14 protein-coding genes are annotated in these 13,892 nt (G+C 65.0%); 9 read left to right on the forward strand and 5 right to left on the reverse strand.

The window, feature by feature from the left end; genetic code table 11:
- The 7 genes from RJQ10_RS07440 to RJQ10_RS07470 form a co-directional block, all read left to right on the forward strand.
- A partial coding sequence (locus tag RJQ10_RS07440; protein ID WP_350145172.1) for a class I tRNA ligase family protein occupies nucleotides 1-859 on the forward strand: 859 nt, incomplete at its 5' end.
- A 107-nt stretch (nucleotides 860-966) separates the two neighbouring features.
- Nucleotides 967-1,545 carry an electron transport complex subunit RsxA gene (gene rsxA, locus RJQ10_RS07445; RefSeq protein WP_502880219.1) on the forward strand — a complete coding sequence of 193 codons (579 nt, stop codon included), beginning with the start codon at nucleotides 967-969 and terminating at the stop codon, nucleotides 1,543-1,545.
- A 4-nt stretch (nucleotides 1,546-1,549) separates the two neighbouring features.
- Entirely contained in the window at nucleotides 1,550-2,164 is a 615-nt protein-coding gene (gene rsxB / locus RJQ10_RS07450) for an electron transport complex subunit RsxB (protein WP_350145174.1), read from the forward strand.
- Complete coding sequence (gene rsxC, locus RJQ10_RS07455) at nucleotides 2,161-3,903, forward strand: electron transport complex subunit RsxC (protein WP_350145176.1); 1,743 nt, start codon at nucleotides 2,161-2,163, stop codon at nucleotides 3,901-3,903. Before rsxB ends, rsxC begins: the two co-directional genes overlap by 4 nt.
- The gene (gene rsxD / locus RJQ10_RS07460) at nucleotides 3,903-4,931 is read left to right on the forward strand and encodes an electron transport complex subunit RsxD (RefSeq protein WP_350145178.1); all 1,029 of its coding nucleotides are present in this window, start codon (nucleotides 3,903-3,905) and stop codon (nucleotides 4,929-4,931) included. The genes rsxC and rsxD overlap by 1 nt, the downstream gene beginning before the upstream one ends.
- Entirely contained in the window at nucleotides 4,931-5,575 is a 645-nt protein-coding gene (gene rsxG / locus RJQ10_RS07465; protein WP_502880220.1) for an electron transport complex subunit RsxG, read from the forward strand. The genes rsxD and rsxG overlap by 1 nt, the downstream gene beginning before the upstream one ends.
- Nucleotides 5,572-6,285 carry an electron transport complex subunit E gene (locus RJQ10_RS07470; protein ID WP_350145180.1) on the forward strand — a complete coding sequence of 238 codons (714 nt, stop codon included), beginning with the start codon at nucleotides 5,572-5,574 and terminating at the stop codon, nucleotides 6,283-6,285. Before rsxG ends, RJQ10_RS07470 begins: the two co-directional genes overlap by 4 nt.
- A 12-nt stretch (nucleotides 6,286-6,297) precedes the next feature.
- Here the strand turns inward: RJQ10_RS07470 and RJQ10_RS07475 are convergent, their stop codons facing one another.
- From RJQ10_RS07475 to RJQ10_RS07490, 4 genes are all read right to left on the reverse strand, one after another.
- The gene (locus tag RJQ10_RS07475; RefSeq protein ID WP_350145182.1) at nucleotides 6,298-6,708 is read right to left on the reverse strand and encodes a hypothetical protein; all 411 of its coding nucleotides are present in this window, start codon (nucleotides 6,706-6,708) and stop codon (nucleotides 6,298-6,300) included.
- A gap of 7 nt (nucleotides 6,709-6,715) precedes the next feature.
- Nucleotides 6,716-7,126, reverse strand: a complete 411-nt coding sequence (rimI, locus tag RJQ10_RS07480; RefSeq protein WP_350145184.1) for a ribosomal protein S18-alanine N-acetyltransferase — start codon at nucleotides 7,124-7,126, stop codon at nucleotides 6,716-6,718.
- Between the two features lie 44 nt (nucleotides 7,127-7,170).
- Complete coding sequence (locus RJQ10_RS07485; RefSeq protein WP_350145186.1) at nucleotides 7,171-7,893, reverse strand: hypothetical protein; 723 nt, start codon at nucleotides 7,891-7,893, stop codon at nucleotides 7,171-7,173.
- Between the two features lie 79 nt (nucleotides 7,894-7,972).
- Nucleotides 7,973-8,824, reverse strand: coding sequence for a glycosyltransferase (locus RJQ10_RS07490; protein WP_350145188.1), 852 nt, complete (start codon nucleotides 8,822-8,824; stop codon nucleotides 7,973-7,975).
- A gap of 88 nt (nucleotides 8,825-8,912) precedes the next feature.
- Between RJQ10_RS07490 and RJQ10_RS07495 the strand changes: the two genes are divergently transcribed.
- Both RJQ10_RS07495 and RJQ10_RS07500 read left to right on the forward strand, forming a co-directional pair.
- Nucleotides 8,913-10,142 carry an Nramp family divalent metal transporter gene (locus tag RJQ10_RS07495; protein ID WP_350145190.1) on the forward strand — a complete coding sequence of 410 codons (1,230 nt, stop codon included), beginning with the start codon at nucleotides 8,913-8,915 and terminating at the stop codon, nucleotides 10,140-10,142.
- A gap of 288 nt (nucleotides 10,143-10,430) precedes the next feature.
- Nucleotides 10,431-12,737: an Ig-like domain-containing protein gene (locus tag RJQ10_RS07500; protein ID WP_350145192.1), complete on the forward strand. Its 2,307-nt coding sequence runs from the start codon at nucleotides 10,431-10,433 to the stop codon at nucleotides 12,735-12,737.
- Nucleotides 12,738-12,795: 58 nt separating this feature from the next.
- Here the strand turns inward: RJQ10_RS07500 and RJQ10_RS07505 are convergent.
- Nucleotides 12,796-13,892, reverse strand: a 1,097-nt coding sequence (locus RJQ10_RS07505; protein ID WP_350145194.1) for a pectin acetylesterase-family hydrolase, incomplete at its 5' end; no start/stop codon positions are given.

Consider the following 13,892-nt stretch of genomic DNA (forward strand, 5'->3'; position numbering starts at 1 on the left):
CCAGCGCACCGGCTGCGACTTCGACAGCTACTGGCAGGCGGACGCCAACGCCGAGCTGTACCACTTCATCGGCAAGGACATCATCAACTTCCACGGCCTGTTCTGGCCCGCGATGCTGCACTCTGCGGGCCTGCGCACACCCACCGCCATCTACGCCCACGGCTTTCTCACTGTCAACGGCACCAAGATGTCCAAGAGTCGGGGCACCTTCATCAAGGCCGGTACCTATCTGGAGCACCTGGACGCCGAGTACCTGCGCTACTACTTCGCCGCCAAGCTCAGCGCCGCCGTCGATGACATCGACCTCAACCTGGAGGACTTCGTGCAGCGGGTCAACGCCGATGTGGTCGGCAAGATCGTCAACATTGCCAGCCGCTGTGCCGGCTTCCTGCGCAAGGGCTTTGACAACACCACCGCCGGCAGCTGCGCGGAACCCGCCCTGCTGCAGGCCTTCCTCGACCAGGGCGAGGCCATTGCCAGCGCCTACGAGCAGCGGGAGTTCAGCAAGGCCATACGCGCCATCGTTGCCCTGGCGGACCGCGCCAACCAGTACATCGACGAGCAAAAGCCCTGGGTTCTGGCCAAGGAGGCAGGCCGCGAGCAGGAAGTCCACGCGGTTTGCAGCATGGGGATCAATCTGTTCCGGGTCCTCATGACCTACCTGAAACCCGTACTGCCGGCCATGGCAGAGCGCTCCGAGGCGTTTCTGCTGTGCTCCCTGGACTGGACGGCCCTGGACGGACCGCTGCTCGGACACGAACTGGCACCGTTCCAGCCACTGCTGACCCGGGTAGACCCGGCCGCCGTGGAATCGATGCTGGGCGCCAGTGCGGAACAGGCCAAAACCGGGCTCGCCTGACCCCGGCGGACTAATGATTATAAGCTTATCCCCCACAGGCGATTGTTTCCCGGGAGATAACTACTTACCATTGCGAGAAACCTGGCAGACTCCCTGACAATGACACCGTGCTGGCTGACTATTCCATCCTGTTGATCGGGGCTATCCTGGTCAACAACTTCGTTCTCGTACAGTTCCTGGGACTGTGCCCGTTCATGGGCGTCTCCAACAAGCTGGAAACCGCCATGGGCATGTCCATGGCTACCACGTTTGTCCTCACCCTGGCCTCCGCCTGCAGCCACCTGACCTACTACCTGCTGCTGGAGCCGCTGGGCCTTGAGTACCTGCGCACCATCTCTTTCATCCTGGTAATCGCAGTGGTGGTGCAGTTCACCGAGATGGTCGTGCGCAAGAGCAGCCCGCTGCTGTACCGCGTGCTCGGGGTCTACCTGCCGTTGATCACCACCAACTGCGCCGTACTGGGCGTGGCCCTGCTCAATATCAACCGCGACCACAGTTTTCTGCAGGCACTGTTCTACGGCTTTGGCGCGGCCCTCGGGTTCTCCCTGGTCCTGGTCCTGTTTGCGGCCATGCGCGAGCGGCTCGCCGTCGCCGATGTCCCGGAACCGTTCCGCGGCGCCGCCATCGGCATGGTGACCGCGGGCCTGATGTCGCTGGCCTTCATGGGCTTTGCGGGGCTGGTGTAGGGCGATGGTGGAGCTGATAGCGCAACATCCCCTGCTTGCCGCGCTGGTCGCGCTGGTGGGACTGGGTGCGCCGTTCGGCGCGCTGCTGGGATTTGCCGCCGTGCGCTTCCGCACCGAGGGCAATCCGATCGTGGACCAGATCAACGCCGTACTGCCGCAAACCCAGTGCGGCCAGTGCGGCTACCCCGGCTGCCGCCCCTATGCCGAGGCCATTGCCAATGGCGAGGCCATTAACAAATGCCCCCCGGGAGGGGAAGCCGGTATCCAGGCCCTCGCGGACCTGCTGGATGTGGAAGCGCCGCCGCTGGACGCCGAGCACGGCGAGGAAAAGGTCAAGTCCGTCGCCTTCATCCGCGAGGACGAGTGCATAGGCTGCACCAAGTGCATCCAGGCCTGCCCGGTGGACGCCATCCTCGGCGCCGCCAAGCAGATGCACACGGTCATTGTCAGCGAATGCACCGGTTGCGACCTCTGCGTGGAACCCTGCCCGGTGGACTGCATAGACATGATTCCTCTGGCGGCCGGCCTGCAGGCCTGGCACTGGCGCCTGCCGGAGCCGGCCAGCCGCAACCTCGACATCATCGCGACCGACAGCGAACCCGCCGAGCGTGCGGCATGAGGCGAGTCTACGGTTTCCACGGCGGGATCCACCCCGCCGAAAACAAACACCAGTCCCTGCGCAGCCGAATCCGTAGCGCGGGCATCCCGCCGCAACTAACCCTGCCTCTGTCCCAGCACATCGGTGCGCCGTCGCGACCGCTGGTCCAGGTGGGTGAGCGGGTACGCAAAGGCCAGATGATCGCCGAGGCCAGCGGCTATGTGAGCGTGCCGCTGCATGCACCCAGCAGCGGGACCGTCGCGGCCATAGAGGATCGGCCCGTACCGCATCCGTCCGGCCTCAGCGCACCCTGCATTGTCATCGACTGCGATGGGCGCGATGAGTGGATCGAACATCGTGGGGTGGCGGACTTCCGCGACTGCGAGGCCACGGAGCTGCTGGAGCTGATTCGCAACGCCGGCATCGCCGGCATGGGCGGAGCCGGGTTCCCGGCGGCGGTCAAGCTGGCGGGCAAGCCAGGGGCATCGATCAGGACCCTGATAATCAATGGCACCGAATGCGAGCCCTATATCACTGCCGATGACATCCTGATGCAGGAGCGCGCGACGGAGATTCTCGAGGGGATCGCGATCCTGCGCCACATTCTGCGGCCAGAGGACGTACTGCTCGGAGTCGAGGACAACAAGCCAGCGGCCATCGCCGCCCTGGAGACGGCCGCTGCCGGCACAGGTGTAGAGGTGGTGACGTTTCCCACCAAATACCCCTCCGGCGGCGAAAAGCAGCTTATCGAGACCCTTACCGGCAAGCAGGTGCCCAGCGGCGGCCTGCCTGCAGATATCGGCATTGTCTGCCAGAACGTCGGTACGGCGGTGGCGATCAGCGATGCCATTCTGCGCGGGCGACCGCTGCTCTCGCGGATCACCACAGTGACCGGGGAAGCGGTGGCCGGGCCGCAGAATTTCGAGGTCCTGCTGGGCACTCCCATGGAATATCTGCTGGACCTCGCCGGGTTCCAGCCCGGGCGCTGCGAGCGCCTGGTCATGGGCGGCCCCATGATGGGCTTCACTCTCGCCAGCACCCGGGTACCCGTGGTAAAGACCAGCAATTGCCTGCTCGCGCCCAGTGTCTCCGAGCTGCCGGCCCCGCCGCCCGCCCAATCCTGCATCCGCTGCGGGCTCTGCGCCCAGGCCTGTCCCGCCAGCCTGCTGCCACAGCAGCTGTTCTGGTTTGCCCAGGGCAAGGAATTCGACAAGCTGGAACAACACAACCTGTTCGACTGTATCGAATGCGGCGCCTGCTCCTGGGTCTGCCCCAGCCATATCCCGCTGGTGCAATACTACCGCGCGTCGAAAGCGGAAATTCTGCAGCTGCGCCGCGATCACGAGCGGGCCGAACAGGCCCGGCTGCGTTTCGAGGCCCGCCAGACCAGGATCGCGCGCGAAGAGGAAGAGCGCGAGGCCAAACGGGCGGCACGCAAGCAGGCGGCAGAAAAGCGGGCACAGCTGGCCGCGGCAGGAGGTGGCGAGGACCCAATCCAGGCGGCGATCGAACGCGCCAAAGCGAAGAAAGCCGCCCAGCAAGCCGGCGGCGAGCCAGCGTCCCCGGCCTCCGGGGCAGCGCCTCTGGAGACGTTGCGGCAGAAACTGGCCAAGTCGGAGCAGCGCCTGGCCCAGGGGCTGGAAGCGGGCGAGGACGCCAAGATCATCACCGCCCTGGAGGCCTCCGTTGCGCGCCTGCGCGGCAAGCTCGCCGCAGCGGAAGCCGAGACGGCCGGCGCGACTGAGAGCGAGACCCGCTGATGACGCTGATCAGGATCAGCTCCCCCCACGCCCACGGCACCACCAGCACCGGCTCGGTAATGCGCCAGGTGTTGCTGGCCACCCTGCCCGGGATCGGGGTGCTGACCTATTTCTTTGGCTTCGGTACCCTGGTGAACGTGCTCTGGGCCTGCCTCGTGGGGGTCGCCTGCGAGACACTGGCACTCGCCCTGCGCGGTCACTCCCCGGGGTTTTACCTGAAGGACTACAGTGTACTGGTCACCTCGGTGCTGCTGGGCATTGCCCTGCCGCCCTACGCACCCTGGTGGCTGATCACCGTCGGTATCGCCGCCGCCGTACTGATGGCCAAACACCTCTACGGCGGCCTGGGCTACAACCCCTTCAATCCCGCCATGGTCGGCTATGTGGTCCTGCTGATTTCCTTCCCCATGCAGATGACCGCCTGGGCACCACCGCGTGGACTGGCGGAAGTGCCAGGCCTGTGGCAGGCCCTGCAGGCCTGCTTCCTGCCCGCGAGCTACGATAGCGTGACCATGGCAACGCCGCTGGATGTTCTGCGCCAGAACGACAGTCTGCTGCTGGAGGATCTCTGGCAGCAGACGGCACAGTTCGGGCGCTGGGCCGGCATCGGCTGGGAGTGGGCCAACCTGGCGTTTCTGGCCGGCGGGGCCTGGCTGCTCTACCGGCGTATCTTCAGCTGGCACGCCCCGCTCGCCATGCTCGGCGCGCTGGCCCTGATGGCCGCCCTGTTCCACGATGGTGGCAGCTCTGCCAGCGGCGGCTCGCCGCTGTTTCACTTGCTCAGCGGTGCCACCATGTTCGGCGCCTTCTTCATCATCACAGACCCGGTGTCCTCGGCAGTCTCCGTGCGCGGACGCCTGGTGTTCGGCGCCCTGATCGGCGTGCTGGTCTACCTGATCCGGGCCTGGGGCAACTACCCCGATGCGGTGGCCTTCGCGGTGCTGATTGCCAATTTTGCCGCTCCCTTCATCGACCACTACACCCAGCCCCGCAGCTACGGCCACCGCAAGAGTGGAGGGCAGCCCTGATGCGCATCCTGGGTTCCATCACCCGCAACAGCGCTCTGCTGGCGCTGTTCGCCCTGCTCACCGCATTCCTGATCGCCGGCACCTGGCTGCTGACCGGAGACACCATCGCGACAGAGCGACGCAAGGCAGAGGAGCGAGCACTGCTGGAGATCGTTCCCCGGCAGCGACACGACAACAGCATGCTCGACGACACCCGCTTGCTGGCGGCGGGCAGTCACGGGCTGGGCCTGCGTGAAGACCGACCGCTGTATATCGCGCGGCAGGGGGGAGAACCGGTGGCTGTGATCGTGCCGGTTGTGGCCCGCGATGGCTACAGTGGCGATATCGAGCTCATCGTGGGGGTAAATGCCGACGGCAGTATCGCCGGCGTACGGGTACTCAGCCACCGGGAGACCCCGGGCCTGGGCGACAAGGTGGACCTGAAGAAATCGGACTGGCTGCTGGACTTTGACGGCCGCTCGCTCACCGATCCGCTGCCCGCCCGCTGGGCTGTGCGCAAGGACGACGGCGTTTTCGACCAGTTCACCGGCGCCACCATTACCCCGCGGGCCGTGGTTGCGGCAGTCTTGCGGGCATTGCAGTATGTCGAGAGCGAACGGGGCAGCTTGTTCGCCAGCCCGGCAGCTGCAGGAGAAACGCCATGAGCACACCGAGTTATCGCGAACTGACTCTCAATGGGCTGTGGAAGAACAACCCGGCGCTGGTGCAGTTGCTGGGGCTTTGTCCGCTGCTGGCCGTGACCGGCAGCGTTGTCAACGCCCTGGGCCTCGCGGCGGCCACCACGCTGGTGCTGGTTTGCTCCAATACCGCGGTATCGCTGATCCGCAATGTGGTCTCCGACGCGATTCGCCTGCCCGTATTTGTCATGATTATCGCCTCCGCTGTCACCTGTGCGGAGCTATTGATGCAGGCCTTCGCCTTCGAGCTGTACCAGATCCTGGGGATTTTCCTGCCCCTCATTACCACCAACTGCACCATCCTCGGCCGGGCCGATGCCTTTGCCAGCAAGCATTCTATCGGGCCCGCGCTCTATGATGGCTTGCTCATGGGCCTGGGTTTCGGGGTAGTGCTGGTGCTACTGGGTGGCCTGCGCGAATTGCTGGGCACCGGGGCGCTGTTCGCCGACATGGAGCTTCTGCTGGGGCCCACGGCCGCCAGCTGGGAGTTGGTACTGGTAGCCGACTACCAGCCCTTCCTGCTCGCCATCCTGCCGCCGGGAGCGTTTATCTTTACCGGGCTGCTGATCGCCGGCAAAAACCTCGTGGACCGGCAGATCAAGCGGCGTCAGGATGCGCTCAAAAGCGAGCCGGTCAAGGGCGCCAAGCGGGTCAGGGTCACCGGCACCATCACCTGACCGGGACAAAGCTCAGGTCGGGCCGGCGTCCACGGCCACCAGGGTGTCGAGCAGGGCGTCCACCGCCGCATCATCCATACCCCGGTTATCCAGGTCGCAGCTGTAGCTGACAAACAGCAGCAGCGACCCCGCGGCCAGGTACCACTCCCGCACGGCGGCGCCCTCTTCGGTGAACGCCGCCTGCCAGCCGCTGAAGTCCCCGCAAGTTGCCTTCTGCCAGCGCTGCGGTGCCGACGATTCTGCCTCTGCAATACGCAGCAGCTCCCGGCTGTCGAAGGCGCCTTGCTCCTTGTGCAGGGTAGTGATCTCTAGGCAGCCGACATCGTCTTCATCGCCCACCAGGACCGTGCCGTCCTCTGCGACATCGGCCCACCACTCAGGCGCCAGCGCCATCGACCACCACTCGGTTTCCAGCACGTTCATAGCTTCCTCACAAATCCAGGGACATCAGGATGGCATCCTCCCGGCCCGCTGGCAGGGGATAATAGTTGCGCCGCAAACCGTCGACCTCAAACCCGAAGGCTGCATACAGGCGGCGGGCAGCCGTGTTCGACTTGCGCACCTCCAGCAGGCAGCGGCGGGCGCCGGTTGCCACCAGCGCATCGACGGCCGCTTGCAGCAGCAGCAGCCCATAGCCGCGACGCCGGGTGGCGGCGGCGACCACAATATTGTAAATGCTGCCGTCGTCGAACTCCCGGGCAAAGACTACCAGGCCCTGCAGTTTGCCTTCAGCTTCCAGCAGCAGGGCCCGCTCGCGATTGTCGGCCACAGGTGTGCAGCTGCGGAGATACTGTGCTTCGGACCAGGGCCAGGGGGAAGACGCCGCATCCAGTCGCGCCATCTGTGCAGCATCGGCCGGCGCACCGGGCCGGATAGCAGCCACAGCTACCGGCCCAGGGCGGCGAGTGCCCGCCAGGCGTCACGCTTGGACTGCGGCTTGGCGAGCAATTCCATGGTAGCGGGCAAGAGCACAATGGGGACTCCATCCAGTTCCGGCTGCAGCAGGTGCTCCCCCGCATCGGGCCCCAGCAACACCAGCGCCCGGCACTCACGATCCTGAACCTGGCGCAGGACAAAACCGGTCAGGGCGGCCGCGGCTGCGCTGGCACTGAGGTCCAGCTGGCGATTGCTGTGCACGGGCCAGTCAAAACGCGTCAGCTGTGGAGTCTCCTGCCTGCGCACCAGGGCAAACGCCATGGCCCGGATAAGCTGCAGCCGATCCGGCGCCGGCTCGGAGCCGGGGAGCGGGTCCAGCCACAGGCAGCCTCCGGCCACCACCGCCGCCATGTGCAACACCGGCGTAGTGGCCGGCGCAGCCGCCGCATCCGCCACCTGTGCCCGGCTGGTCACCGCAGGTACGGGCGACTCGCCCCCGGCATCCAACCGGGGCACCGCCATGGCGGGTGCGCGCCCGATCGGGCCGGCGCCGGGTCCGCCGGCAGGCTGGGGGGTGGCGGGCGGCCTGGGGTCCGGGACCACTGTGGCCCGGGTCATCCTCGCCCCGGGTACGCTGGGCGCCGCGCCGGGCAGGGGCTTTCGCGCCACCAGCAGCTGCAGCCCCAGGGCATCCAGGCAAGCAAGTTTGTGGAGTTCGCGAACGGTCGACATTACAGCTCCGGGGCAGGCTCAGCGGCAAGTCTACCAGCTTTCCGCAGCGGGACCATGCCGGAGCCTGCCCGGGAAGGCGCTAGAGCCAACGCCAGCCGTGCGCGTTGAAAAAACGCACCCCCGACCGCAGGAACCACCAGCGATGGCGCCAGCCCTTGCCCGCACTGCCGCCGCCATAGTGGCGCACCTTCATGCTCGGGAGACAGACGACCACTCCCTGCGGGGCCAGACGCAAGGACAGGTCGAAGTCCTCGAAATAAAGAAAATAGCGCTCATCAAACCCCTCTGCTGCGGTCAGTGCGGTGGCGCGAACCAGCATGAAACAGCCGCTGGCCAGGGGCACTGGCGATGGCCGGTTGGCCACATACAGCTCATGCATCTCATAGTCGGCCAGGCGCCGGGCAAACCGCCGTTGCAACCAGCTGGGCGCGAAGGCCCGCAGGGCCAGCACCAGGACGCTGGGCAAGCGCTTGCTGAGGTAGGCCGGGCTGCCATCGCCGGCCTCGCCGCGGGGGCACACCAGCACCACCTGTGGATGGTCACCCAGATACTGCAGCCCCACGCGCAGGGCGTCGTCTGCCATCGCCACATCGGGATTGAGTACCAGGAACACATCGCCAGTGTGAGGCCTGAGGCCTGCGTTGTGACCGGCTCCGTAGCCACTGTTGAACGGCATCGCCAGCACTTCGCAGTGTATCCCGGCCTCCGCCCAGGGCTGTCGCGCCAGCTGCTCCCGAAGTTCGCGGTGATACTCGACGCAAACGGAGTTGTCGACGACAACCAGGGTCACGGCTCCGACAACCCCTGCTGCGCGGGCTTCATCCACCGCGCGCAGCAGCGTGCCCAGGGTTTCCGCCAGGCGCGCAAGATCGCTGCGGTACAGGACCACAGACACACACAGGGCGGGCGCAGGGGCGGGTGTTGCGTTCATCGTACGGCATGGTAGCAGCAGGCCCGGGTCACAACCTAGCCCGGTACTGCTACTATCACTGCTTCGGTTCGGCAATGGCCCTTCTCCCATGAACAGCTCTGGCTCCGCACGTCGTTCCCGGTTCGGTCCGGGCCTCCTGGTCACGGCCGCTTTCATCGGCCCCGGCACCATCACCACCGCCAGCAGCGCCGGCGCCCATTTTGGCTTTGCCCTGCTCTGGGCCCTGCTGTTCTCCGTCGCGGCGACCCTGGTGCTGCAGGAAATGAGCGCGCGGCTGGGGCTCGTCACCCGCGAAGGCCTCGCCGAGGCCATGCGCGGCCACTTCCACAGCCCCCTGTTTGGGAGGCTGGCAGTGTTGCTGATCGTGGCGGCCGTAGGCTTCGGCAACGCCGCCTATGAGGCCGGAAATATTGCGGGAGCCGCCCTCGCTCTGAACAATGTTGCCAATCCCGGAGACGGCGTCTGGGCGCTGGTAATCGGGGGCAGCGCCGGCCTGCTGTTGGCCAGTGGCCGCTATCGGCTGTTGGAGGGTACGCTGATCCTGCTGGTCCTCACCATGAGCATTGTGTTCCTGTTGACCGCCATCGTGGTGGCTCCCGCCGCCGACCAACTGCTGCCGGGTCTCCTGCGCCCCAGCTTGCCCACGGGCTCGGTGATGGTCGTCATCGCTCTGGTCGGCACCACGGTCGTCCCCTACAACCTGTTCCTGCACGCCAATGCGGTACGCGAGAAATGGCCGGCCACGGTACCCGTTGATCAAGCCATCCGCGAGTCTCGGCTGGACAGCGGTCTGGCCATAGGGCTGGGTGGACTGATAACGCTGGCCATCATGAGTACCGCCGCGGCGGCCTTCTTCAGCACCGGACTGGCGTTTGAAAGCGGCTCCCTGGCGCGGCAACTGGAGCCTCTGCTGGGACCGGCGGCCGGCTACGTGTTCGCTGCCGGCCTGTTTGCGGGAGGCTTCACCAGTGCCATTACTGCCCCGCTCGCTGCCGCCTACGCCGTCTGCGGCGCCCTGGGCTGGCGCAACAACCTCTCTGCCCCGGGCTTCCGCCTGGTCTGGATGACCGTCCTTGTTACCGGCACCCTGTTCGCCGCCATGGGTACCAGGCCACTGACCGCAATCCTGTTCGCACAGATGGCCAACGGCCTGCTCCTGCCGGTGGTCGCAGTATTCCTGTTGCTGGTGATGAACAGCCGGACGCTGCTGGGGCAACAGACCAACGGCCCGGTCGCGAACCTGCTGGGGGTCCTTGTGGTCACCGTGGCAGTCGGCCTCGGCCTGGTGAAACTGCTGGGGGTGGCTGGCTGGCTCTGAAGTCCGCGGTTTCACGCCTTTTTCCAAGGAAAGTGCTTGCCAAAGCGGGTCGCTCTTGGAATATTGGGTGGGCGAGAACAGAGGCCGTAGCCACGGTCGGGGACAGAACCCTCCATTGTTTGTGCAAAATATCACAAAAAGTGTCTATCATCATGTTATTTATGGAGTTTTGCTTGCGCAACCGTGCTAACCTGTGCGGGATTTGATTTGTTCAGCTGGCGTCTGCCGGGAACAGGTCCGGTAGCAGAATAAGACGTTCTCCACTACAGCGGGCACAAGGGGAAGACAATGAATACTCGGTTTGCCACTCTCACCAGCCGATTCGCAGTCGCAATCGCACTGTCTATGGCCCTGTTTGCTTGCGGCGGCGGTGGTGGTGGAGGCGGAGGCAGCTTTCTGCCGGAACCTGGCGACGATGATGTTACCTGGTTCCTGACGCTGGCGCTGCTGGATGCAAGCGGCAACACCACCAGCACGGTGACGTCGACTTCCCCGGCGACCCTGCAGGTGAAGGTCAACCGGACCCGCGCCAGCGGCACCCCGATCCCGGACGCAGTGGTGTCGGCATCCTCGACCCTGGGCGTATTTGCACCGGATACAGGCACCGCACTGACCAACAGCGAAGGGGTGGCGACACTGCAACTCCAGGCCGATGGCACGCTCGGCGCCGGTACCATTACCGTGAGCGCAGATGCACCAGCGGGCACCGTCACGGCAACAATCACCTTCCAGGTGGTACCTGCTCCCCTGCGCCTGGGCTACTTCCAGGACGGTTCATTCTTCGCCAACGAAATAGGCATTGAGCCCGCTTCGGAACTGGTTGCAAATGGGTCCGCCCAGCTGCTGGTCGCGATAGTGGACGAAGACGGCCTGCGCGTGGACTCGGAAGAGAGTATCGCAATCAGCAGCGAATGCCTTGTCACCGGCAAGGCCGAGCTGGACCCACCAAGCCCCATCACCACCAGCACCGGCCAGATCAACGTCACCTACACGTCGGTTGGTTGCAGTGGCGAGGACAGCCTGACGGCCAGCTTGCAGGGTGGCTCTGGCCAGGCCCTTGGCGTGGTGAGCATCGCCACCCCCGCTGCGCGCAGCCTCGGCTTCGTCAGCGCGACACCCGAAACCATCGTCCTAAAGGGCACCGGTGGTGGCCCCGGCCGCCAGGAATCTTCCACCGTGGTGTTCAGGGTGATCGACAGCAACAACAACCCCCTCGGTGGCGTGCGGGTGAACTTCGCCCTTACCACGGATATCGGCGGACTGCAGCTGTCGCCGTCTTCCGGCGTCAGCAATGCGGATGGGGAAGCGAGTGTTATCGTCTTCTCCGGCAACATCCCCACCCCGGTCCGCGTCATCGCCAGCATCGAAGTCGATGGCCAGACCCTGTCGACAGTTTCCGACGTACTGGTCGTCAGCACCGGCCTGCCCGACCAAAACTCCATCAGCCTGTCGGTCGAAGGCGGCTTCGTTGTCGAGCAGGGTTTCACCGTGGACGGTGTTGAGAAAACCCTGACGGTCAGGATGGCCGACAAGTTCAACAACCCGGTACCGGACGGCACTGCCGCCACGTTTACCACCGAATACGGCACGATTGACCCGTCCTGCTCCACCGGAGTCTCCAATGGTCAACGCCTGACCGGCACGCCGCAAACCGGCTCCTGCAGCGTACTCTGGACCAGCGGTCAGCCCAGGACACCGGGGTTCGAGGCTGCGGACCGGATTGTCCGTATAGATGACCCGGAAACCTATGGCAGCTGCCCCAGCCACAACGGCAGGCCAAACGGCGTCAATGGTGGTTTCCCCTGCCCCGATGACCTCGGCCCGGTGCGCGGCGGCCGCTCGACTGTTCTGGTCTACGCGGTCGGCGAGGAACCCTTTATCGACCGCAATGGCAACGGCATCATGGACCAGGATGAGCGGGCGCTGTTCACCAACCTGACCGAAGCGTTCATTGATCACAACGAAGACGGCCGGTTCAACCCGGTGACGGATTGCGAGGACGACCCGGACAGCCTGGCCTGCATCTCCGGCTTCGAGGAGACGTTTATCGACTTCAACAATGACCGCCGCTTCAATTTCAATGATGTCAACGCCTTCACCAACGAGGGTGCCGCAGTCTACAACGGCCTGCTGTGCCCGCTGGAGGGCGATGGTGTCTGGTGTAGCCGCCAGCTGGTCAACGTTCGCGACCAGACCGTACTGACGCTATCCGCTGATCCGGCATGGTCCATGATCCTGGTGAACAACCGCACCCGCGGCATTGCCACCCGGGCCAATGAGACAGACGTGTTTACCGTCTATGTCTCGGATATATTCAACAACCGGCCGCCCGCGGGTTCCACCATCAGCGTGGATGCCATTGGTGAGTGCACCGTTGAGATCCCGACAGGGGAAGTGACCGTACCGGTCAGCGGCGCCCCCGGTGCCTTCGGCTTCCTGCTGCAAACGGGAGGCGATGGCGGTGATGGCAGCATCAATATCACCCTGAACCCGGCGGGGGATTCCGGCCCGTTCACCCGGACCTTCGCCTGCAGTTCCTCCCCGCCGGTAGACGAGTGTGACTTCTCGCCGCGGCCTCCCGAGTGCGATCCCTGAGTGAGGTAGCTGCGTGACGGGTCGGGGCCGGCGGATCGTTGGCCCCGACTCTCTCGCTTCAGTCCCGGGTAGTGTCCCACCCTTCTCCCGCCAGCATTGAACTCACCCAATCAGCGACGGTAACACCGCCGGCGGTCTGCTCCAGATTGCCGATAAGGAAAGTGTGGCTGGCGCCTTCCGCGACAAAGGTCTTGACCCGCTCGGGATAGGCCGTTTCAAGATCATCGAGTTCCGCCAACAACGCCGTCTCGAACGCCTCGCCGCCCACCTGCACGAAGGTCACCGCAATGACCGTGTCCCGGGTATAGCTCATCATCCCCAGCCGGAGGTTGGCGTCCTCTTCCAACTGGTACTTGTGATAGTCGGTGATATGTCCGTCATCGCCAATGCAGGTATCACAGCTCTCGGGGTAGAAGGCCGAGGCATTCCACTCAGTCAGCAGGCGGGTGATAAATTCAGGCTGATCGATGCGGCCGAGGCCGAGGCCGGAGTCGTTGATCAAATCGATGGGGACATCCGGGTAGAGGCTGCGAACCAGCGGCAGCGCGTAGGTAGTACCAAAGCCACCGGCGCTGACACCAGTCAGGACGATCCGCCGGGGAGAGGGAAAGGTGCTCACTGCCACATCAAGCGATGCCGACAGATTGTGCAGGCCGCGGTGGAAACGGTCCGCAGTGCCGTCATCATCGGTATCGACGTCCTGGTCTCCCGCATGCAGCGAGCCGTCACAGTAGGGCATATAGACCATGCTCATGCCGGACAGAGGGTTATTCGCGCGGGCAGGGTCGAGCACCCCCAGGGGGGGAATACCGGGCGCTGCCTCTTCGGTAGAGAGACACAGATCCGACCAGCAGGCACCCCCGCCCTGGAGGAAAATTACCAGGTCTTCGGAGCCAGTGTCGCGGGTCGCCATGGTGTACTCGCCACCGGTCAGGCACAGCGGCCCGTCGCCGGCGCCAAAACTGTGATTGACCACGTCGCCGTTTTGTTCCGACAACATGGGTGTGTACTGCCCGAGATAGCGGCCGATGCCCTGGTCCAGTAACTCCTGGAACGGCATTGCCTCCGGCTCCACCTCTGCAGGTGGAGGCGCCAAGGTGAACTGGCGATCTGAGCCATCCGTGCAGGCAGCGAGCACTGGCAGGACCGCCACCA

It is taken from the genome of Haliea sp. (genome assembly GCF_040222615.1).
In the GTDB taxonomy this organism is placed as follows: domain Bacteria; phylum Pseudomonadota; class Gammaproteobacteria; order Pseudomonadales; family Halieaceae; genus Haliea.